Annotated in this window: 23 protein-coding genes; 13 read left to right on the forward strand and 10 right to left on the reverse strand. The window is 61.2% G+C overall.

Features of this window, described 5'->3' with window-relative positions; translation table 11 throughout:
• Positions 1-27 precede the first annotated feature (27 nt).
• From puuE to AC6GQJ_RS10655, 7 genes are all read left to right on the forward strand, one after another.
• Complete coding sequence (gene puuE, locus AC6GQJ_RS10625; protein ID WP_500767990.1) at positions 28-1,449, forward strand: allantoinase PuuE; 1,422 nt, start codon at positions 28-30, stop codon at positions 1,447-1,449.
• A complete protein-coding gene (locus tag AC6GQJ_RS10630) occupies positions 1,446-2,258 on the forward strand; it encodes a bifunctional allantoicase/(S)-ureidoglycine aminohydrolase (RefSeq protein WP_500767992.1) in 813 nt (270 codons plus the stop codon). The genes puuE and AC6GQJ_RS10630 overlap by 4 nt, the downstream gene beginning before the upstream one ends.
• Positions 2,245-2,733 carry an ureidoglycolate lyase gene (locus AC6GQJ_RS10635; protein WP_500767994.1) on the forward strand — a complete coding sequence of 163 codons (489 nt, stop codon included), beginning with the start codon at positions 2,245-2,247 and terminating at the stop codon, positions 2,731-2,733. The genes AC6GQJ_RS10630 and AC6GQJ_RS10635 overlap by 14 nt, the downstream gene beginning before the upstream one ends.
• 46 nt (positions 2,734-2,779) lie before the next feature.
• On the forward strand, positions 2,780-4,132 hold the full coding sequence (locus AC6GQJ_RS10640) for a uracil-xanthine permease family protein (protein WP_500767996.1): 1,353 nt from the start codon (positions 2,780-2,782) through the stop codon (positions 4,130-4,132).
• Between the two features lie 179 nt (positions 4,133-4,311).
• Positions 4,312-5,520: a urate hydroxylase PuuD gene (locus AC6GQJ_RS10645; RefSeq protein ID WP_500767998.1), complete on the forward strand. Its 1,209-nt coding sequence runs from the start codon at positions 4,312-4,314 to the stop codon at positions 5,518-5,520.
• 83 nt (positions 5,521-5,603) lie between these two features.
• Complete coding sequence (gene mutL / locus AC6GQJ_RS10650) at positions 5,604-7,415, forward strand: DNA mismatch repair endonuclease MutL (protein ID WP_500768000.1); 1,812 nt, start codon at positions 5,604-5,606, stop codon at positions 7,413-7,415.
• Positions 7,412-8,647, forward strand: a complete 1,236-nt coding sequence (locus tag AC6GQJ_RS10655; RefSeq protein WP_500768002.1) for a DNA recombination protein RmuC — start codon at positions 7,412-7,414, stop codon at positions 8,645-8,647. The genes mutL and AC6GQJ_RS10655 overlap by 4 nt, the downstream gene beginning before the upstream one ends.
• 9 nt (positions 8,648-8,656) lie before the next feature.
• Here the strand turns inward: AC6GQJ_RS10655 and AC6GQJ_RS10660 are convergent, their stop codons facing one another.
• Genes AC6GQJ_RS10660 through AC6GQJ_RS10680 form a run of 5 tightly spaced genes read right to left on the reverse strand, consistent with a single transcriptional unit; the run spans position 8,657 to position 13,265 of the window.
• Positions 8,657-9,394 carry an SDR family NAD(P)-dependent oxidoreductase gene (locus tag AC6GQJ_RS10660; RefSeq protein ID WP_500768004.1) on the reverse strand — a complete coding sequence of 246 codons (738 nt, stop codon included), beginning with the start codon at positions 9,392-9,394 and terminating at the stop codon, positions 8,657-8,659.
• Positions 9,391-9,975 carry a DUF3833 family protein gene (locus AC6GQJ_RS10665; RefSeq protein ID WP_500768006.1) on the reverse strand — a complete coding sequence of 195 codons (585 nt, stop codon included), beginning with the start codon at positions 9,973-9,975 and terminating at the stop codon, positions 9,391-9,393. The genes AC6GQJ_RS10660 and AC6GQJ_RS10665 overlap by 4 nt, the downstream gene beginning before the upstream one ends.
• 1 nt (position 9,976) lies before the next feature.
• Positions 9,977-11,212 (reverse strand): MFS transporter, encoded by a 1,236-nt coding sequence (locus AC6GQJ_RS10670; RefSeq protein ID WP_500768008.1) that lies wholly within the window; start codon positions 11,210-11,212, stop codon positions 9,977-9,979.
• A complete protein-coding gene (locus AC6GQJ_RS10675; RefSeq protein ID WP_500768010.1) occupies positions 11,209-11,967 on the reverse strand; it encodes a DUF1365 domain-containing protein in 759 nt (252 codons plus the stop codon). Before AC6GQJ_RS10675 ends, AC6GQJ_RS10670 begins: the two co-directional genes overlap by 4 nt.
• Positions 11,964-13,265, reverse strand: coding sequence for an NAD(P)/FAD-dependent oxidoreductase (locus AC6GQJ_RS10680; protein WP_500768012.1), 1,302 nt, complete (start codon positions 13,263-13,265; stop codon positions 11,964-11,966). Before AC6GQJ_RS10680 ends, AC6GQJ_RS10675 begins: the two co-directional genes overlap by 4 nt.
• 208 nt (positions 13,266-13,473) lie before the next feature.
• On the opposite strand from AC6GQJ_RS10680, the gene AC6GQJ_RS10685 reads away from it, so the two are divergent.
• Positions 13,474-14,022, forward strand: a complete 549-nt coding sequence (locus AC6GQJ_RS10685) for a sigma-70 family RNA polymerase sigma factor (RefSeq protein WP_500768014.1) — start codon at positions 13,474-13,476, stop codon at positions 14,020-14,022.
• 8 nt (positions 14,023-14,030) lie between these two features.
• Positions 14,031-14,684, forward strand: a complete 654-nt coding sequence (locus AC6GQJ_RS10690) for a ChrR family anti-sigma-E factor (RefSeq protein ID WP_500768016.1) — start codon at positions 14,031-14,033, stop codon at positions 14,682-14,684.
• Between the two features lie 56 nt (positions 14,685-14,740).
• Here AC6GQJ_RS10690 and AC6GQJ_RS10695 read toward each other — a convergent pair whose 3' ends face one another.
• Genes AC6GQJ_RS10695 through AC6GQJ_RS10705 form a run of 3 tightly spaced genes read right to left on the reverse strand, consistent with a single transcriptional unit; the run spans position 14,741 to position 17,071 of the window.
• Positions 14,741-15,799, reverse strand: coding sequence for a saccharopine dehydrogenase (locus AC6GQJ_RS10695; RefSeq protein WP_500768018.1), 1,059 nt, complete (start codon positions 15,797-15,799; stop codon positions 14,741-14,743).
• A complete protein-coding gene (locus tag AC6GQJ_RS10700) occupies positions 15,796-16,407 on the reverse strand; it encodes a glutathione S-transferase family protein (RefSeq protein ID WP_500768020.1) in 612 nt (203 codons plus the stop codon). Before AC6GQJ_RS10700 ends, AC6GQJ_RS10695 begins: the two co-directional genes overlap by 4 nt.
• 10 nt (positions 16,408-16,417) lie before the next feature.
• The gene (locus AC6GQJ_RS10705; protein ID WP_500768022.1) at positions 16,418-17,071 is read right to left on the reverse strand and encodes a histidine phosphatase family protein; all 654 of its coding nucleotides are present in this window, start codon (positions 17,069-17,071) and stop codon (positions 16,418-16,420) included.
• Between the two features lie 216 nt (positions 17,072-17,287).
• On the opposite strand from AC6GQJ_RS10705, the gene fdhF reads away from it, so the two are divergent.
• Positions 17,288-20,053 carry a formate dehydrogenase subunit alpha gene (gene fdhF / locus AC6GQJ_RS10710; protein ID WP_500773891.1) on the forward strand — a complete coding sequence of 922 codons (2,766 nt, stop codon included), beginning with the start codon at positions 17,288-17,290 and terminating at the stop codon, positions 20,051-20,053.
• A gap of 123 nt (positions 20,054-20,176) precedes the next feature.
• Here fdhF and AC6GQJ_RS10715 read toward each other — a convergent pair whose 3' ends face one another.
• Both AC6GQJ_RS10715 and AC6GQJ_RS10720 read right to left on the reverse strand, forming a co-directional pair.
• Complete coding sequence (locus AC6GQJ_RS10715; protein ID WP_500768024.1) at positions 20,177-20,884, reverse strand: response regulator transcription factor; 708 nt, start codon at positions 20,882-20,884, stop codon at positions 20,177-20,179.
• The gene (locus tag AC6GQJ_RS10720) at positions 20,881-22,746 is read right to left on the reverse strand and encodes a hybrid sensor histidine kinase/response regulator (RefSeq protein ID WP_500768026.1); all 1,866 of its coding nucleotides are present in this window, start codon (positions 22,744-22,746) and stop codon (positions 20,881-20,883) included. Before AC6GQJ_RS10720 ends, AC6GQJ_RS10715 begins: the two co-directional genes overlap by 4 nt.
• A gap of 222 nt (positions 22,747-22,968) precedes the next feature.
• On the opposite strand from AC6GQJ_RS10720, the gene AC6GQJ_RS10725 reads away from it, so the two are divergent.
• The 3 genes from AC6GQJ_RS10725 (at position 22,969) to AC6GQJ_RS10735 (ending at position 26,404) form a co-directional block, all read left to right on the forward strand.
• Entirely contained in the window at positions 22,969-24,939 is a 1,971-nt protein-coding gene (locus AC6GQJ_RS10725) for an AMP-binding protein (RefSeq protein ID WP_500768028.1), read from the forward strand.
• Positions 24,940-25,038: 99 nt separating this feature from the next.
• Complete coding sequence (locus AC6GQJ_RS10730) at positions 25,039-25,857, forward strand: ABC transporter ATP-binding protein (RefSeq protein WP_500768030.1); 819 nt, start codon at positions 25,039-25,041, stop codon at positions 25,855-25,857.
• The gene (locus tag AC6GQJ_RS10735) at positions 25,850-26,404 is read left to right on the forward strand and encodes a hypothetical protein (RefSeq protein WP_500768032.1); all 555 of its coding nucleotides are present in this window, start codon (positions 25,850-25,852) and stop codon (positions 26,402-26,404) included. The genes AC6GQJ_RS10730 and AC6GQJ_RS10735 overlap by 8 nt, the downstream gene beginning before the upstream one ends.
• Position 26,405 lies beyond the last annotated feature (1 nt).

The following is a 26,405-nucleotide window of genomic DNA, read 5'->3' on the forward strand; positions in this document are numbered from 1 at the left end:
TCTCACTCTGATTGTGAAAGGAAGTCCATGGCCGACTCTGCGCCACGCTATCCCCGTGACTTTTTGGGATACGGTGCGAACCGCCCTGATGCCGCTTGGCCGAATGGGGCACGGATCGCTGTGTCCTTTGTGCTGAATTATGAAGAGGGTGGCGAAAACAACATCCTGCATGGTGATGCCGCGTCCGAGGCGTTCCTGTCCGAAATCGTTGGCGCGGCTCAGTGGCCGAACCAGCGGCACTGGAACATGGAAAGCATCTATGACTACGGCGCGCGCGCAGGCTTCTGGCGCTTGCACCGCCTGTTCACCAGCACGGCAGTTCCGGTCACGGTCTATGGCGTTGCAACCGCCCTTGCCCGCAGCCCCGCACAGGTCGAAGCGATGCAAGAGGCCGATTGGGAGATCGCCAGCCACGGGCTGAAATGGATCGAATACAAGGACCATTCGGCACAGGCAGAAGCCGCCGATATGGATGCGGCCATCGCGCTGCATACCCAAGTCACCGGCGAGGCGCCCAAGGGCTGGTACACAGGGCGTTGCTCGGTCAACACCGTCGCCTTGGCGGCAGAACGCGGGTTCGACTGGATTAGCGACACCTATGACGACGACCTGCCCTATTGGGCACACATTGACGGGCGCGACCAGTTGATCCTGCCCTATACGCTGGATTGCAACGACATGCGCTTTGCCACGCCGCAAGGGTTCAACTCGGGCGACCAGTTCTACGCCTATCTACGTGACAGCTTTGATGCGCTTTATGCCGAAGGGGTCGCTGGTAAGCCCGCCATGCTAAGCATCGGCCTGCATTGCCGCCTGATCGGACGCCCCGGACGGGTTCAGGCGCTGCGCCGGTTCATCGAGTATGTGCAGGGCCACGAAGGTGTCTGGTGCGCGCGCCGAGCCGATATCGCCGCCCATTGGGCCGCGATCCACCCGCCCAAACCACGCAACAACTGGCACCTGATGGAGCGTGCTGCCTTCGTCGACACCTTTGGCGGCATTTTCGAACATTCGCCGTGGATCGCCGAAAGCGCGTGGGCACTGGAACTTGGCCCCGCCCATGACAGCGTCGCGGGCCTGCACAACGCGCTGTGCCGCGTGTTCCGCGCCGCCAGCGACGACCAACGCCTTGGCGTGTTGCGCGCCCACCCCGACCTTGCTGGCAAACTTGCCACAGCCAAGCGCCTGACCGCCGACAGCACCGCCGAACAGGCCAGCGCGGGCCTAGATGCGCTGACGGATGACGAACGCGCACGCTTTGACGCGCAAAACAGCGCCTATGTGGCCAAGCACGGGTTCCCGTTCATCATCGCGGTCAAGGATCATGACAAGGCGGGCATCCTGCGCGCCTTTGAACAACGCATCGCAAACGACACCCAAACCGAATTCGCGCAAGCCTGCCGTCAGGTCGAACGCATCGCACGCCTGCGGCTGGAGGCACTGGCATGAACACTTTCGCATTCCCCCCCGGTGGCCTGCCCGATCAAACCGTCGATCCGGTCGGCACGGCGGTGTTCACCACCTCCTACGCGGTGCTGCCCGCGATCACGCAGCGCGATATCGTGACTTCGTTTCTGCCCAACTGGGTCGGCACGCGCATCTGGATTCTGGCACGCCCGCTGTCCGGCTTTGCCGAGACGTTTGCCCAATACGCGGTCGAGCTTGGCCCCGAAGGCGGTAGCAACGATCCCGAACCGGACATCGACGCGCAGGCCATCCTTTTCGTGGCCCATGGCACCGCGCATCTGAAACTCGGCGCAGACCTGCACGAACTGACGGCGGGCAGCTATGCCTACATCCCGCCCGGTGCGCGCTGGACCCTCTGGAACCGCAGCGAGGCCCCCTGTGGCCTCCATTGGGTGCGCAAGAAATATGTACCTGTCGACGGGATCAAGCCGCCCGATCCGCTTGTCACCCACGAACGGGACGTGCCGCCCGTCGCGATGCCGAACACAAATGGCGTCTGGGCGACGCAACGCTTTGTCGATCCGCTGGATATCCGGCACGATTGCCACGTGAACATCGTTACCTTCCAACCGGGCGGGCGCATCCCCTTTGCCGAGACCCATGTGATGGAACACGGGCTTTATGTGCTGCAAGGCACGGCGGAATACCTGCTGAATACCGATTGGGTCACCGTCGGACCGGGCGACTTTATGTGGCTGCGCGCCTTTTGCCCGCAGGCTTGCATCGCCACGGGTTCCGAGCCGTTCCGCTATCTGCTCTACAAGGATGTGAACCGGCATGTCGCTCTCTAACATCACATGCCAACCGCTGACGGCCGAGGCGTTCGCGCCCTTCGGCGATGTGCTGGAATGCAACGGCGATCCTGACAAGATGATCAACGCAGGCATGTGCGGGCGCTACCACGACCGTGCGGAGCTGGACTTTGGCGACGGGCGCGCGGGCATCAGCCTGTTCAAGGCCACCCCCCGCGCCCTGCCCTACACGCTCGACCTGCTGGAACGGCACCCCGATGGAAGTCAGGCGTTCATCCCGATGTCAGAACACCCGTTCCTTGTGACCGTTGCACCGGATCAGAACGGCGCCCCCGGGATGCCGCTCGCCTTCCTCACGGCGCCGTGGCAAGGCATCAACCTGCACCGCAACACATGGCATGGCGTCCTGACTCCGCTGCACATGCCCGGATTGTTCGCAGTCGTCGACAGAATCGGGACAGGCGCGAACCTGCAAGAGTTTAAGCTTGATCCGCCATATATCGTGACCTCATAGTTCCCCTCAGCCGCGCACAAGACGGCACGCAATAGGGACAGAACACATGACAGACGCGACGCTGGGCACTGCAGAGGAACTGCGCGACCCCAATTACACACCGCCACTGGCGCGGGCCGTACCACTGGGCATCCAGCACGTATTGGCCATGTTCGCCTCGAACGTCACTCCTGCGATCATCGTTGCGGGGGCTGCTGGCATCGGGTTCGGATCGGACCAGGGCGCGCTCGGCTTTCCGGACATGACCTACATGATCCAGATGTCGATGCTGTTCGCTGGCATCGCCACCCTGTTCCAGACCATCGGAATGGGCCCCGTAGGCGCGCGGTTGCCTATCGTGCAAGGCACCTCTTTTGCCTTCCTGCCAATCATGATTCCTGCCGTCGCGGGTCAAGGTACGGCGGGGCTCGCCTCGTTAATGACAGGGGTGATGATCGGCGGCGTGTTCCATTTCATCATGGGTGCGTTTGTCGGGCGCTTGCGCTTTGCGCTGCCGCCGCTGGTGACCGGCCTGATCGTGTTGATGATCGGCCTCGCACTGGTCAAGGTCGGCATCCAGTACGCCGCAGGGGGCGTGCCGCTAATGGGAAAACCCGAATTCGGCTCGCTTGCTATGTGGACCCCCGCCTTGGTGGTGATCATCGTCACTCTGGCAGTCAAATTCTTCACCAAAGGGCTGTGGTCCGTGGCGGCCGTCCTCATCGGTCTGGTGGCAGGCTACCTCGTTGCGCTGGCCATGGGGCAGGTGAACTTTGGCAATGTGGGCCGCGCTGCTGTCCTTGCCCCGCCGATGCCGTTCAAATGGGGGTTCGAGATTAACGCCGCCGTCATCGTCGGCATGTGCTTCATGGCCGTTATCTCCGCCATCGAAACCGTGGGCGACGTCTCGGGCATCACCAAAGGCGGCGCAGGACGCGAAGCGACAGACAAGGAAATCAGCGGCGCAACCTACGCGGACGGTCTGGGCACCGCGATCGCAGGCATCTTCGGCGGCCTGCCCAACACCTCGTTCAGCCAGAATGTCGGCCTGATCTCCATGACCGGCGTGATGAGCCGCCACGTTGTCACCATCGGCGCCATCTTCCTGATCCTCTGCGGTCTCGTGCCCAAAGTCGGCGCCATCGTCGCCACCGTCCCGATCAACGTGCTTGGCGGCGGCGTCATCGTCATGTTCGGCATGGTCGCAGCGGCAGGCATCAACATGCTGTCGGATGTGACATGGTCGCGCCGCAACATGGTGATCCTCGCCGTCTCTCTCTCGTTGGGTCTGGGCCTGCAACTGGTGCCCGAAGCGCTTCAGCATCTGCCCAAAACGCTGGGCATCTTGCTGACTTCGGGCCTGCTGCCCGCAGCGGCCCTGTCGATCATCCTCAATCTCACGCTGCCGGAAGAGATCTGATCGCCCGATAAAGGTCAAAGCGGACCTTTCCCCGCTTTGACCACACCTTCCCATCATTGTTCCAAAAATATGCACGTCCGACGGATCAGCTGGCAAAGCGTCAGGATGTCGGGCGCGCATCTTCCCCTCGCGTCCGGCCGCGTATACTGTCGGATCAAACCAGATACCGGAGCATTACCATGTACGATCTCGCCGCCTTCGGCGCTTGGGCCGAATTTGCCGTGCGCTGGCTGCACGTGATCACGGCAATCGCATGGATCGGATCATCTTTCTACTTCATCGCCCTCGACCTTGGCCTGCACCGTGACCGCAACCTGAAATCGGGCGCGGATGGTGAGGAATGGCAGGTCCACGGGGGCGGTTTCTATCACATCCAGAAATATCTGGTGGCACCGGCTGGCATGCCCGACGGGCTGATCTGGCATAAATGGCAAAGCTATTGGACATGGATCAGCGGCTTTATGCTGCTGGTGCTAGTCTATTACCTCGGGGCGGAATTCTATCTGGTCGATCCAGAGGTGATGGACCTTGCCGCATGGCAGGCGGTCGCGATCTCACTGGCGTCGCTCGGGTTTGGCTGGGTGGTGTACAACCAGTTGTGCAAGACCTTTGTGAACGCAGACCAGACGGTTCTGATGCTTGCCCTGTTCGGCGTGTTGGTCGCCATGGCGTGGTTCTATACGCAGGTATTCACAGGGCGGGCTGCGCTTTTGCACCTTGGGGCATTCACCGCCACGATCATGTCCGGAAACGTGTTCTTTATCATCATTCCGAACCAGAAAATCGTGGTCGCCGACCTGATGGAAGGGCGCACACCGGATGCCAAATACGGCAAAATTGCCAAGCAACGGTCGACCCACAACAACTACCTGACGCTGCCGGTCATCTTCCTGATGCTGTCCAACCACTACCCGCTGGCCTTCGCGAGCGAGTATAACTGGATCATCGCCTCTCTCGTCTTTCTGATGGGCGTTACGATCCGGCACTGGTTCAACACCCATCACGCGCGCAAGGGCAATCCGCATTGGACATGGGCAGTGACCGCACTGCTGTTCATCGTGATTGTCTGGCTCAGCACGGCCACCTCCGACCAACGCGAGGCGCGGCTTGTCACCCGCTTTGCCGAGGCCGAAGGATTCGAGCAGGTACATGATATCGTGCTGGGCCGGTGCAGCATGTGCCACGCCGCCGAACCGGTCTGGTCCGGCCTGCTTTGGGCACCGAAAGGCGTGCGGCTGGAAACCCAAGCGGACCTCACCCGCAATGCCCGCGCCGTCTACTTGCAGTCGGGGATCAGCCATGCGATGCCCCCCGCGAACCTCAGCTATATGGAACCGGAAGAGCGCGCCCTGATCGCTGAATGGTATCGCGCCGCCACAGGTAGCTAGAGGCGGATCAAGGGCGCAGGGTCTCGGCGAAGCCCCCTGCGCACTATGGTCGAATCGCGCCGCAATATGCTAGGTCTAGTGGTATGAACGATCACACCCCCAATATACGTCCAGTTATCCGGCAGCTCGACAGCGCGGCGGTCAATCGCATCGCCGCGGGCGAGGTGGTGGAACGCCCCGCCTCTGCCGTCAAAGAACTAGTCGAGAACGCGATTGACGCAGGCGCTCGCCGTATTGGCATTGATGTGTCCGGCGGGGGCAAGACGCTGATCCGCGTGACTGATGACGGTTGCGGCATTTCCAGCGCGGACCTGCCACTCGCCCTCAGCCGCCATGCGACATCCAAGATCGACGGCTCGGACCTGTTGAATATCCACACCTTCGGCTTTCGCGGCGAGGCGCTGCCAAGCCTCGGGGCGGTGGGGCGTTTGACCATCACCAGCCGCGTGGCTGGCCAGATGGCGGCAGAAATCACCGTCGCGGGGGGCGAACACGGCCCTGTCAAACCTGCGGCGCTGAACAGCGGCACGGTCATCACCCTGCGTGATCTGTTCTATGCCACACCTGCACGGCTGAAATTCCTGCGCACAGACCGCGCCGAATCCCAAGCGATCACCGATGTGATCAAGCGCCTCGCCATGGCAGAGCCATTCATCCGGTTCGAACTGCGCGACGTGTCGGGCGACCCGCGCACCGTTTTCCGTGCCGAGGCGCAGACAGGCGATCCGATGACGGCCCTGCGCGCGCGTCTGGCCGATGTGTTGGGCACCGAATTCGCCGACAACAGCATCGCCATCGACACGATGCGCGAAGGGCTGCACCTGACCGGCTATGCTGCGCTGCCCACCTATTCGCGCGGTGCTGCGGTGGCGCAATTTCTGTTCGTGAACGGCCGCCCCGTAAAGGACAAGCTGCTGACAGGGGCTTTGCGCGCCGCCTATTTCGACTTTCTTAGCCGTGATCGTCACCCTGCGGCGGCACTGTTTGTCGATTGCGACCCGCAACTGGTGGACGTGAACGTGCACCCCGCCAAGTCCGAGGTCCGCTTTCGCGATCCGGGGCTGGCGCGCGGGCTGATCGTGTCGGGGCTGCGCCATGCACTTGCCGGTGCGGGGCATCGCGCCTCGTCGACCGTGGCAGGGGCGACACTGGGCGCGATGCGGCCAGAACAGACCGAACCGCGTGTCTATCAGATGGACCGCCCCAGCCTTGGGCCGAACCCCGCGCCCCCGCGCCCGTCCACCGGTTTTGCCGAGATGGAGCGCGAGTTTAGCGGTCAGGTTGTCGAGACGGTGCCGCAAGCCGATCCGCAGGATTTGCCGCTGGGTGTGGCGCGCGGTCAGGTGCATGAAAACTACATCATCGCCCAGACCGCGACCGGCATGGTCATCGTGGATCAGCACGCAGCGCATGAACGGCTGGTCTATGAAAAGCTGAAAAAGCAAATGGCCGACAACGGCGTCGCGGCACAAGCGCTGCTGATCCCCGAGATCGTGACCCTGTCTTCAGGCGACCGTTCTGCCCTGCTGGAAATCGCGGACGACTTGCAGCGGCTTGGTCTTGGCATCGAAGCGTTCGGCGGCGATGCGATTGCGGTGCGCGAAACACCCGCGATCCTTGGTGAAGTGAACGCCGAGGCGATGATCAAGGATATCCTTGATGAACTGGCAGACCTTGGATCGTCACAATCGGTACAAGCGCGGATCGAGGCGATCCTCAGCCGCGTTGCCTGTCACGGGTCGATCCGCTCGGGCCGCTGGATGCGGGGCGAGGAAATGAACGCCCTTCTGCGCGAAATGGAGGCAACGCCCCATTCCGGCCAGTGCAACCACGGACGGCCCACCTATGTTGAACTCAAACTGGCCGATATTGAACGGCTGTTCGGACGCACATGATCCAGATCGGTGACATGACGCTGGATCCAAGTGATCCGCTGGTTCTGGCCGCGCTGATCGGCGCGGCGGTTGTTCTGTTGATTGTGATCCTTCTGATCGCATCCCTGCGGGCTGCGGCGCGGTCGGCCCGCGCCACGGCGCCCTTGGCGCAGCAGCTTGGCTATCTCGGTCAGCACGTGCAGGCGCTTGGTCAGGGGCAGGAAGGGTTGCGTGCCTCGCTACAGATGGTCTCCGACACCTCCACCAACGGGCAGGCGCAACTGGCGCAAACGCTGGAACAGCGTCTGGCGACAGTGCAACAGCAGATGCAGGACCGCCTTGCCGACAATGCGATGCGCAGCCAGCGCAGCATGACCGAACTGCAGGACCGGATGCGTGAATCCCTACACGGCAACAGCAAACAGACGACCACCAGCCTGACGCAACTGCAGGAACGGCTGGCGGCAATTGACCGCGCACAGGATAATATCACCAAACTGTCGGGCGATGTTCTCAGCCTTCAGGATATCCTGTCGAACAAGCAGACGCGCGGGGCCTTTGGCGAAATCCAGTTGCGCGACATCGTCAGCAAGGCACTGCCAAGCGACAGTTATGCGATGCAATACACGCTATCCAACGGCAAGCGCGCCGACTGTCTGATCCACCTGCCCAACCCGCCAGGCCCCATCGTGATCGACAGCAAGTTCCCGCTGGAAGCCTATGAGGCCCTGCGCGCCGCCGACAACGATCATGCGATGAAGCTCGCCGTGGCGCAGATGAAGGTCGCGGTGAAAAAGCACATCAACGACATCTCAGAAAAGTACATCATCGAAGGCGAAACCGCCGATGGCGCACTGATGTTCCTGCCGTCCGAGGCGGTCTATGCCGAACTGCACGCGAACTTTCCCGAACTGGTGCGCGCGGGTTTCGATGCGCGGGTCTGGATTGTCTCGCCAACCACTTGCATGGCCACGCTGAACACAATGCGCGCAATCCTCAAGGATGCGCGGATGCGCGAACAGGCGGGCGAAATCCGTAAAATGCTGCGCAATTTGCACCGCGATGTGGAACTGGTGGTGGAGCGGGCGGGCAAGCTGGAAACCCACTTTGACCAAGCCCGCCGCGACGTCGAAGGGATTTCGACAGCCGCCGAACGAGCAGGCAAACGGGCGGCCAAACTAGATAACTTCGACTTCGAAGAACTCGACGATTCGACCAAGAACGTCGTGCCGCTGCAAGCGCCTGATACCTGACACCCGCCCTTAGGCGAAGATGCGGTAATAGAGCCAGTCAGGCAGAAACTGCGACCCGCGGAACAGCAGCGAAAACAGCGTCGGAAAGCTTTTCTTGAAGTTGTCCGACATCATCAGTTCGAACATCTCGCGCGCGGCGTCTTCCGGTTCCATGATGAACGGCATTTTAAAATCGTTCTTTTCGGTCAGTTGGGTCTTGATGAACCCTGGATTTGCGACCTGTACCCGCACGCCCGTCTTGTGCAGATCGGCATGCATACATTCGGCCAGCGACATGGTCGCCGCCTTGGACGCGGTATAGCCAATCGAACCAGGCAAACCACGGAACCCCGTCAGGGACGAGGTGATGACGATATGGCCCGCGTTGCGTTCCACGAATTTGGGCACCACCTGCCCCAGAACACGCATGAAGCCGGTAAAGTTGATGTCGGCCATCGCGACGGCCTGTTCGGCGTCCCAGTTGCGCGCCGAAAACGGCCAGTAGACGCCCGCCAGCAGGACTAGCCCGTCGATGTCGCCCACCGCTTCGGCCGCGGCTTTCACGCTGTCAATGTCGGCGATGTCCACGGTTTGATAAGACGCCTTACCCGGCAATTCATCCACCAGCGCGGCCAGCTTGTCCTCGCTGCGGGCGGATACGACAACCTCGACCCCCGCACGGCTAAGCAGATGAGCAAGCGCCTTGCCCAACCCGTCACTCGCGCCCACCAGCCAATACTTCTTACCGCTTAAATTCATGTCACTCATGCTGTCCTTGCCATCACTTCTGTCTGTGTCGCTGGTCGCATCGTTGCAACCAACTCTGCGACCTTCAATCCGTATTTACGAAACTGTGACCGGTTCACGATCGTTCCGTTTGGCGCAAGATACATCCAGTCGACCGTGTCGAGGACATGACCGCCGGACTGTTCCGGCAGGCGAAAACGGTAGTTCAACCGCACCGCATTGCCCTTTTGAAGACCGCTGCCTTCGCCCACCACGTCGTCGGCCAAGGCGCGAATGCGCCCGTCATTGCCAAGGGTCAACTGCCACGCGCGGGCCTGTTCACTGCCGTCATCATAGTGGAACACCTCGGTCATCGTGCCTTGGTTTCCCTTCCAGACGCAGTCGAAATTCCCCACAAATCTTGAGGAAACGCGCCCTGTTGGCCCGTAAATCACCCCTTCGCAGATGATCGGGCCGTTCAGGTGGGTGCGGATGTCGATCTGCCGGTCACTATGGGCGTAATCATCCGGCGATTGCGCCAGAAATCCGGCATAGCGCGACCAAGCCCAATTCAGCAGCACAACGCTAAGCGCGCCGATCAACAGGTAAAAAACTCCGTCCATTTCAAATCTCCCTTAGGTCGGTCACGGCCAGCAAGGCGATGGCAATGACTTTGAGGCCACAAGGCACCGCCGCATAAAGCAGGGTGAGAAGCAGAAGCGCTTCGGGCGGATTGTTAGGCGATGCGCTGTCAAAACCGGCAGTTTGCAACAGGGGCAGCAGGGTAACAGCGGCAAAAGCCAGCGTGAATTTCGACACAAAGGACCACAGGCCGAATCCTTCGGCAGCCGAGGGGCTGATTTGTGCCATGCGCGCCGCAAACAGCGCTGGCAAAAGGGTCAGGTCAGCGCCCAATGCCGCGCCCGACAGCAGGCAGACAAGGCCGAAGGCGATCCAGTCCCCCGCCCCAAGGAACAGCGCACCGCCAAAGGCGACAATCGCCAGTACCATCGCGGCCAGCAGAACGGGTTTCGTGCCAAAACGTTCGGCCAGTTGGCCCCAGAACGGCGCGGCCCCCGCAGCGCTCAGAAAGAACAGCAAAAGCAACGGCCCCTCGAACCCCGGTGCGTCCAGACGGCTTTGTACAAAGAACAGGAACAGCGTGGAGCTGACCGCGACAGGGGCGGCGTTGACCAGTGCGATCACCAGCAAACGCCGCGCAAGTGCATCGCGCAGTACGGCGGCAAACCCGACCGACGCGGGCAGGCTGGCGCTGACCCACTCGCCGCGCATCATCACCACGGCGGCAAGGGCCAGCACGCAGAACCCGACAGCAAAACCGGCGAAGGGCGCGTCGATCACCACGCCGAACGCCACAGGGGCAATCGCCGCCACGCAAACACCTAAAAGCGCGCCGGTTTCACGCCAGCGCGCCAGCTTCAGATGACCCTGCGCGCCCAGCTGGTCGGCTTTAACCACTCCTTGGGCGTAGAAGTTGATCGTCAGAAAGCTGAACGCCGAAAATACGCCCGTCAGGGTCAGGCCGAACCAGACCAGCGGCGGCAGCAGGGGCGGCACCGCGAACAGGGCGATCATCGACACTGCCATCAGCGCGGTGCCGAAAAAGACCGCGAGCCCGCGATGATTGCGCAGTGCCTCGCTTGCCCGTCCGAACAGCGGATCCTGCACCACGTCCAGAAGTCGCAGACCGAAGAGAACTGCCCCCAAGGCCGCCAGCGACACGCCATATTCATCGACATAGAATTTGGGCGCATGGATATAGATCGGCAGGCCCGCCGACGCCAGAAGGGCGGCGAACACGGCATAGGCAGGCAGCGCGCGCGGGGCGGTTCTGCTCACCGCGACACCTCGTCCGAGGGGGGAACGGGGCGCGGGCGGTACACCGCCTTTTTCAGCCACAGCTTGAGCGCCTGCCAATGGATCAACGCCAGAACGCGGCGCGCACCGAAAGGACGGCGCAGCAAGGACCGCAGGATCGACCCGTTGGTCAGCGCAGCCCGCGGACCCGTCAGCGTCGCGATCAAGCCGCCAGCACCACGGGAATAGTCGATCCAGATGCCGATCCGGTCGTCGCGGATGTCAAAGCGGAACTCGTACCCGCCTTCGACCGGTTGAAAGGGCGAAACGTGCAAGATTTTGGTCGCCTGCAAACGGTCATCGCGGGCAATCGGGCGCAGGTCGGAATGGTGCACGAGATAACTGTGCCTGTCGCCAAATGTGTTGGTGACCTCGGCAATCACGGCGGTCAGCGCACCATCGGCACGCCTGCACAGCCAGAAACTGACCGGATTGAAAACATGGCCAAGCACCTTGGGCTGGGCCAGCAACTCGATCTTGGCAATGCCGGAGACCTGATGCGCCTGTAAAACGTCGCGCACCCACGCGGCCCCCCGCCCGTCCTTGGGTGCACCACCGTGATCCACATCGTCCAGCGCCATCACATTGCGCCCGTTGCGCGAAAACAGCGACGGGGTCGTCAGCGGGGCCTCTGCATCCAGCAGCATGTAATCCACCGAATAGCGAAAGGCGTTTTCAATCGCCCCCTTGCGCCCGTGAAAGGTTACGCCCGTGATATGATCCACGGAAGAGGTCACTCGGCAGCGACCTGCAGAACGGGCGCGCTGTTGATGGCTTGGGCCACTTCCAGACCGCTCGACAAGCCATCCTCGTGGAAGCCGTGGCGCATCCACGCGCCGCAGAACCACGTGTTCTTGGCCCCGTTCATTGCGCGCACTGTGTCCTGTGCGGCCAGTGCCGCCAGATCGTAGACAGGGTGGCGCAGGACCGTCTGGTCATAGATCATCTCGTCGGGGATCGTACGTTTGGTGTTCAGCGTTACAAAATGCGGATCATCCATCGGCACGGGCTGCAACGAGTTGATCCAGTAGGTCAGGTCGATCCGGTCATTCCGCGCGCCCTTATCCTCGGTATAGACCCAGCTCGACCATGTCTGGCGACGCTTGGGCATGATGCTTTCGTCACGGTGCAGGATGATGTCATTGGGCTGGTATTTCACCGCACCCAATGCAGCACTTTCCGCCTCGGTCGGGTCGGCCAGCATCTTCAGGCTGTCATCGGAATGGGTGGCAAAGACAACCTCGTCGAAGTGTTCGTCCTCCGCACCCCATGCCTTGACCGTGGCGCCGACGCCGTCGCGGCGAACCGACTGCACCGCGGTACCCATGCGCATGTCCACGCCTTTGCCCTTCATCGACGCGGCAAGGCGGCGCACATATTCGACCGATCCGCCGTTCACGGTGTACCACTGGTGCTGGCCGGTATGGCTCAGCAGGGCGTGGTTCTCGAAAAACTGGATCATCGCGTGGGCGGGAAAATCCATGATCTTGTCGGTCGGCGTGGACCAGATCGCGCCACTGAGCGGCAACAGGTAATAATCGCGGAACCACTGCCCCGTGCCGAGAACTTCCAAGAATTGGCCGACAGTGCGGGTCCGGTCCTCGTTCGCGACGCGCAGGGCCTGGCGGTTAAACCGGAAGATGTCGCGGATCATCCCCAAAAAGCGCGGGTTCACCGCATTGGCGCGCTGCGCAAACAGCGAATCCAGCGTGCGCAAACCGTATTCCAGCCGCCCGCCGTCGATAGATGCGCCAAAGCTCATGTTCGACTTGATGACCGGCACGTCCAGTTCGGCAAACAGGGCGGCCATGTTGGGATAATTGGCGTAGTTGAACACCAGAAACCCTGTGTCCACTGGCTGGTCGCCGCGTTTACCGGCCATGAAGGTGCGGGCGTGACCGCCAAGGCGCGGCTCGGCCTCGAACAGAGTGACGTGATGATTGTCGGCCAAGGCGTGCGCGGCACCCATGCCTGTTATCCCGCCCCCGATGACAGCGATGCGTTTGCGGGCGGCGGATATCTCTTCAAAAGGCATAAGGGTATTTGCGTCCTGTGGGCTTATTGTGTTGCAAAGGGTACGGGCCAGAACCGCAAGTGGATGCACAATCTATGCAAAAAATTTATTTGATCCGAACAGGGCCCTGCGTCGTAACCCTGATATGTACGCAGGTTCGCAAACTGTTCGGTCGGATGTACACCCGCTTGACGGCATGTTGTCGGGCGAGGGCGCGGAACCTGTGAGAATGGAAAAGAACGAAGACAAGCGGATGCTGTGGGTCAGCCACATGGAACGCATCCGTGACAAACAGGATCAGGCGGCGTTCACCGAACTGTTCGAACACTTCGCCCCTCGGGTCAAAGGGTTTCTGGTCAAGTCGGGGGCTGACCCGTCGCTGGCCGAAGAGTGTGCGCAAGAGGTGATGGCCACCTGCTGGCACAAGGCGCGCATGTTCGATCCTGCGCGTGCCTCTGTTGCGACGTGGATTTTCACGATCGCGCGGAACAAGAAGATTGACGTGCTGCGCAAGCAGCGCCGCCCCGAGCCCGAAGAACTGGTGTGGGGGCCCGAAGAAGAACCTGATCAGGCCGACGTACTGGCCTTGCAGCAGGAAAGTGAAATTCTGGGGCAGGCCATCGCCGAATTGCCTGATGCCCAGCGGGAATTGATAAAACAGGCGTATTTCGGGGACATGTCCCATAGCGAAATCGCCGAACGTACCGGTCTGCCGCTTGGCACGATCAAAAGTAGGATTAGGTTGGCGCTGGAACGCTTGCGCCACGTGATGAAGTGAAAAGTGGAATGGAACAGAAGATCAAACATCACCTGAGCCAGGACGTGCTGATGGGCTATGCCGCAGGCACGCTGCCAGAGGCGTTCAACCTGATGGTCGCGGCGCATATTTCGCTGTGCGATGTCTGTCGCGCAGCGGCTGAAAGCTATGACGCCATCGGCGGAGAGATTTTGGACGAAACCGAGCAAGAAACCCTAGTGGCGGAAGACAGCCTTGCCTCCACCATGGCACTGATTGCGCAAGGCCCTGAGCAAGACAGCGCGCCCAAGCGGGTGAAGGGATCGACTTTGCCCGGTCCGGTGCAGGACTATGTGGGCGGCGATCTTGAGAACGTGCGCTGGCGCGGACTAGGCATGGGGGTCAAGCAAGCAATCCTGCCGACCACGCGCGATGCGTCTGCACGGTTGCTGTTCATCCCAGCGGGCGCGGCGATGCCGGATCATGGCCACCACGGCACCGAGATGACGATGGTTTTGCAAGGCGCGTTTCAGGATGACGACGATTATTTCGCACGCGGTGATGTGGAAATGGCCGACAGCGACATGCACCACACACCCGTGGCCGACATTCACGAAGATTGCATATGTCTGGCCGTTACCGACGCACCGCTGAAGTTCCAAGGGCTGTTGCCCAAGATCGTGCAGCGTTTCGCACGGATCTAACCTAAGGCGCAAACAGCTATCTGGCAGGCGGGCACTGGTCCCGCCTGTTTTCGTTTCTAGCGCAGCGTGTTGATCGCCGTGTCAAAGGTCGATTTCGCGCGCCCCCAGACACCTTCATCAAGCGCCGTCAGCGTCAGCAGGCTCGGCAGCAACTGGTCGGCGTAATCTTCCGAAGATTCTACGGGCAGCATCGACGGCAGATTGTCGATCGCCGTCACGTCCAGCACGGGGGAGTCATGGACCCGAAGCGCGGGCGCATCCCATGTGGTCGTGCGGTCATAGACCTTGATCGGTGAAAAATCACTGTCCGGATCACAGGCGATATCCCCGATAACCGTCAGGCGGCGCGGCTGGTGCAGCGCGCTGTTCGGCACAAACACAGGCGTGCCGGGGCGGGCAAGGATACAGTTGAAAAAGATGTCATGGGCAAGGATTTCGGGGAACGGCCCGCCATGGGCGGTTTCGGCCATATCCCACCCTGTCGATGGCACGCCCATTGCCGTGCATAGGTCGGCCACGCCTTTGCCGACACGGCCCAGTGCGCCGATGATCAGGGCCGTGGGGCGATGGCTGCCCGTGGCGACGAGTTCGGACTGCAACTCGGCCAGAAGATGGGTCGAGGACGGATAGGACGCAACCGGCCCCGCGACCTGTCCGGTCTGTTGCGCGATCCAGCATTTCAGCGCCACGGCTGCACCCGCATAGCCTGCCCAATAGCCAAAGGCAGCAACGCGGCGACCTTCCGTATCGGTCAGATATTCAAGGTCATAGAGGGCCCCGCCCCCCGCCTTGAACCGCCGCAACAGGGTCTGGCCTGCGGGTTGCCCTTTGTAGGCGTGGCCAAACATGATGTGGCGGTGCGGCAACGGCGTGCCGTCTTCGGGCAGTTCCTTGAGGCCGAAAATGATCGCGTCGGATGGGGCGTCCGGCCATGTACCAGCCTCAGCGATTTCGGCCCCCGCCTCGCGGTAACCGGTGATCGGGATGCAGCGCGATGGGCTGTCTTCGACCGTGACCTTGATGCCTGTGGCAATCAGCTTGCCCACACCCGCAGGGGTGAGGCCGACGCGGGTTTCGTTCTGGCGCTGTTCGGCGCGCACCCACAGGTGGGTCATGGCAACATCCCTTCGCTGCGCACTGCTTTCACACTATCGCGGGCGTTCATCGCATCCATGAAACGGCGCAGTTTCGGGAACGGCGCAAGGTCCACTTCGTCACCTTCCAGCCAGCTGCACACGACGAACAGGTACGGGTCCGCGATGCTGAGGTGATTGCCCAGCACAAACGGGTCTTGCAGGCAGTGATCTTCAACATAGCGGGCACTGTCGGCCATGGTCTGTGGCGACTTGGCTTTCATGTCTTCCCAGCTGCTCTCATTGTCGGCCCAGCGCGCACCGCGCATCCTATGCGCGTGGTTCACGTGCATGGTTGAGGCGAGGTAGTACATCACGCTGCGCACCTTGGCTGCGTGCAGCGGGTTGTCGGGCATCATTTCGGGCGATGTCGCTGCGATATATTCAAGGATCGCGCCCGTTTCGGTCAGGATTTCGCCGTTCAAATCAAGCGCAGGCACGCGCCCTTTGGGGTTGATGGCAGCATATGCCTCGCCACGCTGTTCGGCGGCGCGAAAGTCGACCTTGTGCGTCTGGAACGGAACACCGGCCTCGTGCAGAGCGATGGCGACAGCGATCGAAACAGTGCCGGGCGCGTAATAGAGTTTCATGTCGGACCTTTCAAACGTGGGTTTGGGCATGGTGACGGTCGGGCGTTTCAAGATGCGGCACGGCGTTGAACATCACCGGCGACCACGTGCCCCCAATCGGGTAGAGGCGGTGGATCGACGTGTTCATGATGGCCAGCGCCACATTGGCCATCGCATCGACTGTCAGGCCCAGATGCTGGCGCATTGCCATGGAAATCAGCCCGCCAGAGGTCACGACCAGTGCAGGGCCGTCGCCCTCTGCAATGTCGCGCAGGGCGGATTGCACGCGGGTTTCGAAATTTTCAAAGGTTTCGGGCGCGCCTTGCAGGATCCCTTCCTGCCATGCGTTGAACACGCGGGGCAGGTGTTTGGTGAACTGCGCCTGTTCTGCCGGCAGCGGCACGCCATGTTCATCGCGCAGGGCGGCGGCGAGGGTGAAATATTCCAACTCGTTCAGGCGCGCATCTTCGACAGGATCAAGCCCTGTGTCCATTGCCGCCGCCGTTTCGCGGTGACGCCTCAATGTGCCTGTATAGAGCCGCGTGTGATGCTGGTGCGTGGCGCGCAGGTGGTCGCCTAGCCATGCGGCCTGCTGGTGGCCAAGGTCGCTGAGGCGGTCATAGTCGGCTTCGTCGGTGGCAAGGGAATTGGCCTGACCGTGGCGGATAAGTGTGATGTGGGACATGGGCGCCTTTGGCTGAAGTTTATTCTGTTCTAGGGCAGCGGCGGGGTGGTGGAAAGCGCGGGAGCCTCCGGCGGGCATATTTACCGGAACAATGAAACAAAATGCTGACGATCGGAAACAGGAGGGGCGCGAAAACGGGATTTGGAGTCGGGAATGGGAGTCCCTTGGATCTATGCTGTGGTTTAGGTTGGCCGCAGTGGCAGGGAGATGCGTGCGATGACGGACAAGGTGACATTTACGCTGGACGGGACCGAGGTCGAGGCCGAGGCGGGCATGACCATCTGGGAAGTTGCCAACGGGCGCGGCCTTGTCATCCCGCATCTGTGCCACAAGCCCGCGCCGGGATACCGGCCTGACGGTAATTGTCGTGCCTGTATGGTCGAGATCGAAGGGGAGCGCGTTCTGGCGGCCTCGTGCATTCGCGAACCTAAGGACGGCATGGTGGTAACCACCAATTCCGCCCGCGCCGAATCGGCGCGCAAGATGGTGGTCGAGATGCTGGTGACAGACCAGCCCGAACGCGAGGTGGCGCATGATGCGTCAGCGCATCTGTGGGATATGGTGGAACTGAATGGTGTCAGCGAAAGCCGCTTTCCAAAGCTGGAAGAAGGGCGGATTCCGTTGCTGGATGACAGCCATGTGGCCATGTCGGTGAACCTTGATGCCTGTATCCAGTGTGGGCTGTGCGTGCGCGCCTGTCGCGAGGTTCAGGTCAATGATGTGATCGGCATGTCGGGACGCGGTCATGACAGTTTCCCCACCTTTGATCTGGCGGACCCGATGGGCGACAGTACCTGTGTTGCCTGCGGCGAATGTGTGCAGGCCTGTCCCACGGGGGCGTTGATGCCGTCGAGCGTTGTAGACGCGGCACAGGTCGGGGACAGCGCCGATTTCGACAGCGAAACCAAGAGTATTTGCCCGTTCTGCGGCGTCGGGTGCCAGATTTCCCTCAAGGTGAAAGACGGGCGCGTCAAATATGTCGAGGGCATCAATGGCCCTGCCAACGAGGGGCGTTTGTGTGTGAAGGGGCGGTTCGGGTTCGACTATATCCACCACGATCATCGCCTCACCAAGCCGCTGATCCGCCGCGACGATGCACCTGCCAAGGGGTTGAACGTCGATCCGGGCAACTGGTCGGACGTGTTCCGCGAGGCGACATGGGACGAAGCCTTGGATTTCGCGGCTGCTGGCTTGAAAGGGCGCGGGCGCGAGGTTGCGGGCTTTGGCAGTGCCAAATGCACCAACGAGGAAGCCTATCTGTTCCAGAAGATGATCCGCCAAGGCTTTGGCCACAACAACGTGGATCACTGCACGCGCCTGTGCCATGCCAGTTCGGTTGCCGCCCTGATGGAGAACGTCGGTTCGGGCGCGGTCACCGCCACATTCAACGAAATCGAGAACGCGGATGTGGCGATTGCCATCGGCTGCAACCCGATCGAGAACCATCCCGTCGCCGCCACCTATTTCAAGCAGTTCGCCAAGCGCGGCGGCAAATTGATCGTGATGGACCCGCGAGGCCAAGCGCTCAAGAGGTTCTCGTCGCATATGCTGCAATTCCGTCCGGGGGCGGATGTGTCCATGCTGAACGCGATCATGCACGTGATCGTCGAGGAAGGTCTTTACGATCAGCAGTATATCGACGCCTATACCGAGAACTGGGAAGCCGAGAAGGCGCATCTGGCAGGTTTCGCGCCCGAGAAGATGGCCGAAATTTGCGGTATCGAAGCCGAGGTGCTGCGCGATGTGGCGCGGACCTTTGCAGGGGCGAAATCCGCGATGATCTTCTGGGGTATGGGGGTAAGCCAGCATATCCACGGCACTGACAACGCGCGGTGTCTGATCTCGCTCGCGCTGATGACGGGGCAAGTCGGGCGTCCGGGGGCGGGTCTGCATCCGCTGCGCGGGCAGAACAACGTGCAAGGGGCGTCGGATGCGGGGCTGATCCCGATGTTCCTGCCCGACTACCAGCCTGTCACGGATGACGGAGTGCGGTCGGCCTTTACCGATGTCTGGCAATCAGGCGACTTTTCCGGCGAGAAGGGTCTGACCGTGACCGAGATCATGGATGCAGTCCATGACGGCGACATCAAGGCGATGTATGTGCTGGGCGAAAACCCAGCCATGTCCGACCCTGATGTGGACCACGCGCGCGCCGCGCTGGCCAAACTGGACCATCTGGTAGTGCAGGACATTTTTATCACCGAAACCGCCAACTATGCCGATGTGATCCTGCCCGCCGGTGCCTTTGCCGAGAAAGACGGCACGGTGACGAACACCAACCGGCAGGTACAAATGGGCCGAGCGGCACTGGCCCCTCCGGGTGAGGCGCGTGCGGATTGGTGGATCGAGGTGGAACTGGCCAAGCGGCTTGGCCTTGGCTGGGACTATGCAGGCCCTGCGGATGTGTTTGCCGAGATGAAGCTGAACATGCGGTCGCTGGAAAACATTACTTGGGCGCGGTTGGAGGCAGAAGGCGCAGTCACCTACCCATCGCTGTCGCCCGAGGATCCGGGGCAGGCGATCGTCTTTGGCGACGGGTTTCCGCGCCCTGACGGGCGTGCGCGGTTCACCCCTGCCGCTGTCATTGCGCCGGATGATGTGCCGGATGCGGACTATCCCATGATCCTGACCACTGGACGTCAGCTGGAACATTGGCACACGGGGTCGATGACGCGCCGTGCATCCGTTCTGGACGCAGTCGAGCCGGAGGCGAACTGTTCGCTGCACCCTTCAACTCTGCGCAAGCTGGGGGTTCCGGCAGGCGGGTTGGTGCGCCTGAGCACCAAGCGCGGGTCAATCGAGATTATGGCCCGCGAAGACCGCGCGGTGGCGCCTGACATGGTGTTTCTGCCTTTTGCCTATGTGGAAGCGGCGGCGAATATCCTGACCAACCCTGCGGTTGACCCGTATGGGAAAATTCCGGAATTCAAATTCTCGGCCGTGAAGGTCGAAGCGGTTTCGGAACCGGTTGCGGCGGAGTGAATGAAGGATCTGTTTGAAGGTTTTTGAATGAGGGGTTTCACCCCTCAAACTCCCCACAGTATTTCTAGCCAAAAGAAGGTGGGCGTTCCGTGGTGATGGGATGCCCTTTTTTGATGGTTCGGGTTACGCACCTGTCCATGTGACATCGCCGAGGAAGATATAGCCTGCGCCGTAGATGGTTTTGATAAGGCGCGGGTTTTTCGGGTCTTCGCGCAGTTTGGTGCGCAGGCGCGAGATGCGCACGTCCATTGCGCGGTCAAAGCTGTCGCCCGCGGCGCTGCCAAGGCTGTCTTGCATCTGGGCGCGGCTGATGAGCCTTTTGGGGGAGTCGAGGAACATGCGCAGCACTTCCCCTTCGGCATGGGAAAACGCGGTTTGCGTGCCTGCCGCGTCGGTCAGGGTATAGCTGTCAAATGACGCGGTCCAGCCGTTGAAGCGGGCGATCTGGCCGCCTGTACCAGCTGCTTTGGGGCTGCGCAGGCGGACGCGGATGCGGGCCACCACTTCGGCGGGATCAAAGGGTTTGATGATATAGTCGTCCGCCCCCAGTTCGAGCCCCGTCACCCGATCCTGCACCTGTGCACGGCCCGAAATGATGATGACCGTTGCGCCCTGTTCCAGTGCGAGGCGGTGCACAAGGGTCAGCCCGTCGGTGTCGGGCAGGCCGAGATCGACCAGACAGACATCCGGTTTGTGGGTTTTGAGCGCCGCCTCGAACGCGCGGGCGTGAGAGAAGGAGAGCGTGCGGAACCCTGCGTCCTCCAACGCGTCCGACAGGATCAGGCGGATGGCGGGTTCGTCGTCGAGGATAGTAACAAGGGGCGCGCTCATGCGGTTTGTCCTTGGTATATGGCACAGAGGTCGTCCGGCCCGAAAGGCTTGCGCAAGACGGGCGCGACGCCGGTGGCGACATTGTAGGCGGGGTCGGTTTCGGCAAGGGATGTCATCAGGATGACGGGCACACGCCCTTTGACCTGACGGGCGAGGTCGATGCCCGTGCGGCTGCCATTGCCAAGGTTTATGTCCGAGAGCACCAAGGCGATATCCGGCAGGTCGGCCGTGAGGGCAAGCGCCTCGTCCACGCTGCCTGCTTCGATCACCGAATGGCCCAGTCCGGTCAGCAAGTCGCGGTAGTGCTGGCGCAGCGCGTCTTCATCCTCGACCAACAGCACCAGCGCGCCTGTGACATCCGGTGCGGGCCTGAGCGGCACGCGCAGGCGCACGATGGCCCCGCGATCGCCGTTGCCAAGGCGCAAATCGCCCCCTGCCCTTTTGGTCATGTCATAGACCATCGGCAGGCCAAGGCCCGACCCCTCGCCCCCCTTGGTGGTAAAGAACGGATCGCAGCCATGTTCCAGCGCGTCCGGCGAAAAGCCCGAGCCGGTATCGGTGACGGTGAATTGCAGCCATGTGTCGTGCACCGCCTGCGCGGTCAGGGTGATCCGCCCCTCGCTGCCGCAGGCATCGCGCGCATTCAGGATCAGGTTCAGCAGGGAATCCCGCACCATGCCCGGATCCAGCACATAGCGCCCTTGCGCGCTGCTGGTGGTGGTCAGTTCGATCCCGTCGGGTAGGGTGGATTGGGCCAGTATCCCCACCTCGTCGACCAAAGCGGCAATATCAGTTGCGACGGGGCGCATCACCGGACCCGCAGTCATGTCGGCGATGGAATTCAACAACTCTCCGCCCCGCTGGGCCGCTGCAAGGGTGCCGTCGATCAGCGCCTTCGCGTCGGGCGGCAGGTCAGTATTGCGCGCCAGTTTCGATTGCAGGCCGAGGATGATGGTCAACAGGTTGGAGAAGTCGTGGGCAAGGCCCGAGGTCATCTGCGCGGCCAACGTCCGGCGCCGGTTTTGTTGCAGCGCCGCGCGCGCTTGAGTTTCTTCGGTCAGGTCCATCGACAACAGATACACGCCGCCAGAATCGTCGGGGGTAAAGGCGACGCGTATGCGGCGTGTGCTGTCTTCGTCCGTGAATTCCAGCACAGAGGCCGTGCCAGTGAGTGCCTGTTCCAGCGACGGGGCGATGCGCCCATAGGCGAAGGGGCCAAGCACCTCGGCAATAGACATGCCGACAATGTCGGACGGACGCCCCGGCATAACCGAACTGAGGCGGCGGTTGGAAAATGTGTAATGCCCGCTGGCGTCCACATGGGCGATATGGGCGGGCATCATTTCGGTGGTCAGGCGGGTGCGTGCCTCGATCCGTGTCAACTGGCGCTTGGTTTCTTCCAGCGCGGCAACGGTGGCGGCCAACTGGCGGTTACTGGCGCTGAGTGCTTCGGCATTGCCCAGCACCTGCGCGTTCAACTCACTGGCGCGGGCGTGTAGCAATGCCTCTTGCGCGATGGTTTGCGAAATGTCGGTATAGACCGTCACCCAGCCCCCTTGCGGCAGGGGCGATCCTTCGACGCTGATGGTCTGGCCGTTGGCGCGTGTGCGTTCCATGTAATGCGGTTCGAACGCCAGCGCCTGTTCGACGCGTTCCTGCATGAAGGCGTCGATATCGTCGATGGGACCATATTCACCACGCTGTGCAAGATGCAGGATCGTTTCGTGAAACCCCGCCCCTGGAGTCACCAAAGCGTCAGGCAGATCGAACATCCGCTGGAACGGGGCATTGCAGACGGCAAGGCGCAAATCGCTGTCATAGATCGTCAATGCCTGTGCGATCAGGTTCAGGCCGGATGCCATGAGGGACGATGCGTTATCATGCTGCATGACCAAATGGCTAGCACCAGCGCGCGGTCACGTACACTGTTTGGATGCGCCTGTTACAATTCGTAAGGATTGTGACAACATCAGGAAAAAGTTGACCTTCACCGTCAGATCAACATCCTGAATGCAGGATAGAATCGCACGAGCGATCAAGCGTGACCCGATAACAAAAACTGGGCGCGCGTGGGAGGAAAGAATTTGGTTGAGACGCCTGTTGGCGGGGTGGGCTTGCAGTCCGTCCCTGCACTTTTGCACCGTAACGTGGCAGAATTCGGAAACGCGCCTGCGTATCGCGAGAAAGAATTCGGCATCTGGCAAAGCTGGAACTGGTCCCAAACCCGCGACGAAATCCAAGCATTGGCACTGGGGCTGATCGACATGGGCGTGGCCGAGGGCGACTTTATCGCCGTGATCGGTCGCAACCGCCCGCACCTGTACTGGGCGATGATGGCGGCGCAGATGTGCGGGGCCGTTCCGGTGCCGCTGTATCAGGACGCCGCCGCCGAAGAGATGGCCTATACCCTCGGGCATTGCGGTGCGCGCTTTGTGATTGCCGGAGATCAGGAGCAGGTCGACAAGGTCATCGAAGTGCAGGACCAGTTGCCCCAGTTCGAGCAGATCATCTACCTTGATCCGCGCGGGCTGCGGAAATACGACCATGCCAAGCTGCACCAGTATTCCCATGTACAGGCCGCAGGACGCGCCAAACGGGACGAACTGACCCCCGAAATGGAGCGTCGCATTGCCAAGCTGGATTACGACAGCACCTGCGTGATGCTGTATACGTCGGGCACCACCGGCAAACCCAAAGGCGTGGTACTGAGCAACCGCAACGTGATCGAGACGAGCAAATCCTCGTCCGAATTCGACGGGCTGCGCCGGACGGACGACATTCTGGCCTATCTGCCGATGGCTTGGGTCGGGGATTTCATCTTTTCCGTCGGTCAGGCGCTGTGGACGGGGTTCTGTACCAACTGTCCCGAAAGTGCGGAAACGATGCATGTCGATCTACGCGAGATCGGGCCCACCTATTACTTTGCGCCGCCCCGCGTTTTTGAAAACCAGCTGACCAATGTGATGATCCGGATGGAGGATGCAGGCGCCCTTAAGCAGCGCATGTTCCACTATTTCATGGGTCACGCCCGCAAGGTCGGCCCCGCCATTCTGGATGGCAAGCCGGTCGGCTTCATGGACCGCGTGAAATATGCACTGGGCGAGGCGATGGTCTATGGGCCGCTGAAGAACACGCTTGGCTTCACACGGGTGCGCGTCGGTTACACGGCGGGCGAAGCAATCGGGCCGGAAATCTTCGATTTCTATCGCTCGCTCGGCATCAACCTAAAACAGCTTTACGGCCAGACCGAGGCGACGGTGTTCATCACCGCACAGCCCGATGGCGAGGTGCGCAGCGATACGGTGGGCGTGAAGTGCCCCGGTGTCGAGTTGAAGATCGAGGAGAACGGCGAGGTGTTCTATCGCTCGCCCGGGGTGTTTGTCGAATATTACAAGAACCCCGAAAGCACCGCCGATACCAAGGATGCCGAAGGCTGGGTCGCCACGGGTGATGCCGGATTTATCGAACCGGAAACCGGACATCTGCGGATCATCGACCGCGCCAAGGATGTGGGCAAAATGGCCTCTGGCGCGCTGTTTGCACCAAAGTATGTTGAGAACAAACTGAAGTTCTTTCCCAACATTCTGGAGGCGGTCGTCTTTGGCAATGAGCGGGACGAGTGCACGGCCTTTGTGAATATCGACCTGAATGCCGTGGGCAACTGGGCCGAGCGGAACAATATTGGCTATGCGTCCTATCAGGAACTGGCGCAGCATCCGCAGGTGCTGGCTACGATCAAAAGCCATGTCGAGGATGTGAACCGGTCGGTCGCACAGGACGAGATGCTGTCGAGCTGTCAGGTGCACCGCTTTGTTGTGCTGCACAAACAACTGGACGCCGATGATGGTGAATTGACCCGCACGCAAAAGGTCCGTCGCCGTATCATCGAAGAGAAATACGGCGACATCATTGCAGCGCTTTATGACGGGTCGGAAACGATCTCGACCACCACCGAGGTGACTTATGAGGACGGTCGCAAGGGGGCGATCTCGGCCACTTTGGTGATTTGCGACGCAGAAGTGGTGGATGTCGCATCGAAGATGGCCGCGGAATGATCGTGGTGTCTTGTGCATGCGCTGCGACGGATGGGTCCGCGCGTTTGGCCAACCGGCCCTTCGGGGAGGATTTTTTGGAACAGAGAAGGGGTGGCGTTCATGCTTGATCAGACGGATGGCTATACCACCGCGGACGGTCGCAAGATCGGCCCCGTCGTGATGGAAATGCGCAATATCACCCTGCGCTTTGGCGGGGTGGAGGCGATCAAGGACATTTCGTTCGACATTCGCGAGGGAGAAATCCGCGCGATTATCGGCCCGAACGGGGCAGGCAAGTCGTCGATGCTGAATGTGATCTCGGGGTTCTATGTGCCGCAAGAGGGTCAGGTTCTGTACAAAGGTGCGCCGCGGCCACCGATGAAGCCGTTCGAGGTGGCGCGTCAGGGCATCGCCCGCACGTTCCAGAACATCGCCCTGTTCGAGGGTATGTCAGTTCTGGACAACGTGATGACAGGGCGACTGACCCATATGAAGACGGGACTTTTTGCCCAAAGCTTCTGGAAAGGACGCGCCGAGGCCGAAGAGACCGAGAACCGCGAAGTCGCCGAAAAGATCATCGATTTTCTGGAAATTCAGGCCATCCGCAAGACACCTGTGTCGCGCTTGCCCTACGGGTTGAAAAAGCGGGTGGAACTGGCGCGGGCGCTAGCGGCGGAGCCATCGCTGCTGCTGTTGGACGAGCCGATGGCGGGCATGAACGTTGAGGAAAAAGAAGACATGAGCCGCTTTATCCTTGATGTGAATGACGAGTTCGGCACCACGATTGCGCTGATCGAACACGATATGGGCGTGGTCATGGACCTGTCGGACCGCGTGGTCGTGATGGATTACGGCAAGAAGATCGGCGATGGCACACCGGACGAGGTGCGCAACAATCAGGACGTGATCGACGCCTATCTGGGGGTGGCGCATGAGTAACCCTGTTACAGCGGCTGCGTTGATCCTTGCCATGGGGGCGGTGCCTTGCGCAGCGCTGGCGCAGGATCAGGCCGCTTTTGACACGGGGTTGAGCGAATGTGCGGCCTATATCACCGCCAAACCGGAGACGGCGTGGGCCTTTCCAACCCCGCCCGCCTCGATGGACAGCAGCGAGACAGGCACTGACGCCAGCGTTGTCTATCCTGCGGGATCGGCGGGCAATTTCGATTTCGGGGTCAGCTTTTCACACAACAAGGGCACTTCGACCACGCCTGGTGCGTGGACCTGTGCAGGCGCGGGGCCGAAATCGCCGTTGTGGCCGCAATTCGACATCACAGGCTGGATCGGTGCGGATGCGCGGCTGCGCAGCAACGGGCTGGTCGAGCTGAACTATCCGGGTCCGCAGCGCGCCTATGCCGACTGCACTGCCGAGACGCCGGACGTATATTTCTTGTTCAATGCAGGACCGGGTGACCGCGTCGTGTTCGCTGCGGCCACGGGTCCGACAGCGGCTGCATTTTGCACCTCTATGGGATGGAAGGGTTAGA

Source organism: Tateyamaria sp. 7Alg 36 (genome assembly GCF_059882455.1).

Coding starts and splice junctions, on each gene's coding strand:
- AC6GQJ_RS10680 (WP_500768012.1), bottom strand. CDS start 13,265: ATGCCTTTTGAAGAGATATCCGCCGCCCGCAAACGCATCGCTGTCATC.
- AC6GQJ_RS10690 (WP_500768016.1), top strand. CDS start 14,031: ATGGAACAGAAGATCAAACATCACCTGAGCCAGGACGTGCTGATGGGC.
- AC6GQJ_RS10660 (WP_500768004.1), bottom strand. CDS start 9,394: ATGAGTGACATGAATTTAAGCGGTAAGAAGTATTGGCTGGTGGGCGCG.
- AC6GQJ_RS10715 (WP_500768024.1), bottom strand. CDS start 20,884: ATGAGCGCGCCCCTTGTTACTATCCTCGACGACGAACCCGCCATCCGC.
- puuE (WP_500767990.1), top strand. CDS start 28: ATGGCCGACTCTGCGCCACGCTATCCCCGTGACTTTTTGGGATACGGT.
- AC6GQJ_RS10695 (WP_500768018.1), bottom strand. CDS start 15,799: ATGACCCACCTGTGGGTGCGCGCCGAACAGCGCCAGAACGAAACCCGC.
- AC6GQJ_RS10665 (WP_500768006.1), bottom strand. CDS start 9,975: ATGGACGGAGTTTTTTACCTGTTGATCGGCGCGCTTAGCGTTGTGCTG.
- AC6GQJ_RS10640 (WP_500767996.1), top strand. CDS start 2,780: ATGACAGACGCGACGCTGGGCACTGCAGAGGAACTGCGCGACCCCAAT.
- AC6GQJ_RS10700 (WP_500768020.1), bottom strand. CDS start 16,407: ATGAAACTCTATTACGCGCCCGGCACTGTTTCGATCGCTGTCGCCATC.
- AC6GQJ_RS10655 (WP_500768002.1), top strand. CDS start 7,412: ATGATCCAGATCGGTGACATGACGCTGGATCCAAGTGATCCGCTGGTT.
- AC6GQJ_RS10685 (WP_500768014.1), top strand. CDS start 13,474: ATGGAAAAGAACGAAGACAAGCGGATGCTGTGGGTCAGCCACATGGAA.
- AC6GQJ_RS10630 (WP_500767992.1), top strand. CDS start 1,446: ATGAACACTTTCGCATTCCCCCCCGGTGGCCTGCCCGATCAAACCGTC.
- mutL (WP_500768000.1), top strand. CDS start 5,604: ATGAACGATCACACCCCCAATATACGTCCAGTTATCCGGCAGCTCGAC.
- AC6GQJ_RS10735 (WP_500768032.1), top strand. CDS start 25,850: ATGAGTAACCCTGTTACAGCGGCTGCGTTGATCCTTGCCATGGGGGCG.
- AC6GQJ_RS10705 (WP_500768022.1), bottom strand. CDS start 17,071: ATGTCCCACATCACACTTATCCGCCACGGTCAGGCCAATTCCCTTGCC.
- AC6GQJ_RS10635 (WP_500767994.1), top strand. CDS start 2,245: ATGTCGCTCTCTAACATCACATGCCAACCGCTGACGGCCGAGGCGTTC.
- AC6GQJ_RS10730 (WP_500768030.1), top strand. CDS start 25,039: ATGCTTGATCAGACGGATGGCTATACCACCGCGGACGGTCGCAAGATC.
- fdhF (WP_500773891.1), top strand. CDS start 17,288: ATGACGGACAAGGTGACATTTACGCTGGACGGGACCGAGGTCGAGGCC.
- AC6GQJ_RS10720 (WP_500768026.1), bottom strand. CDS start 22,746: ATGGCATCCGGCCTGAACCTGATCGCACAGGCATTGACGATCTATGAC.
- AC6GQJ_RS10645 (WP_500767998.1), top strand. CDS start 4,312: ATGTACGATCTCGCCGCCTTCGGCGCTTGGGCCGAATTTGCCGTGCGC.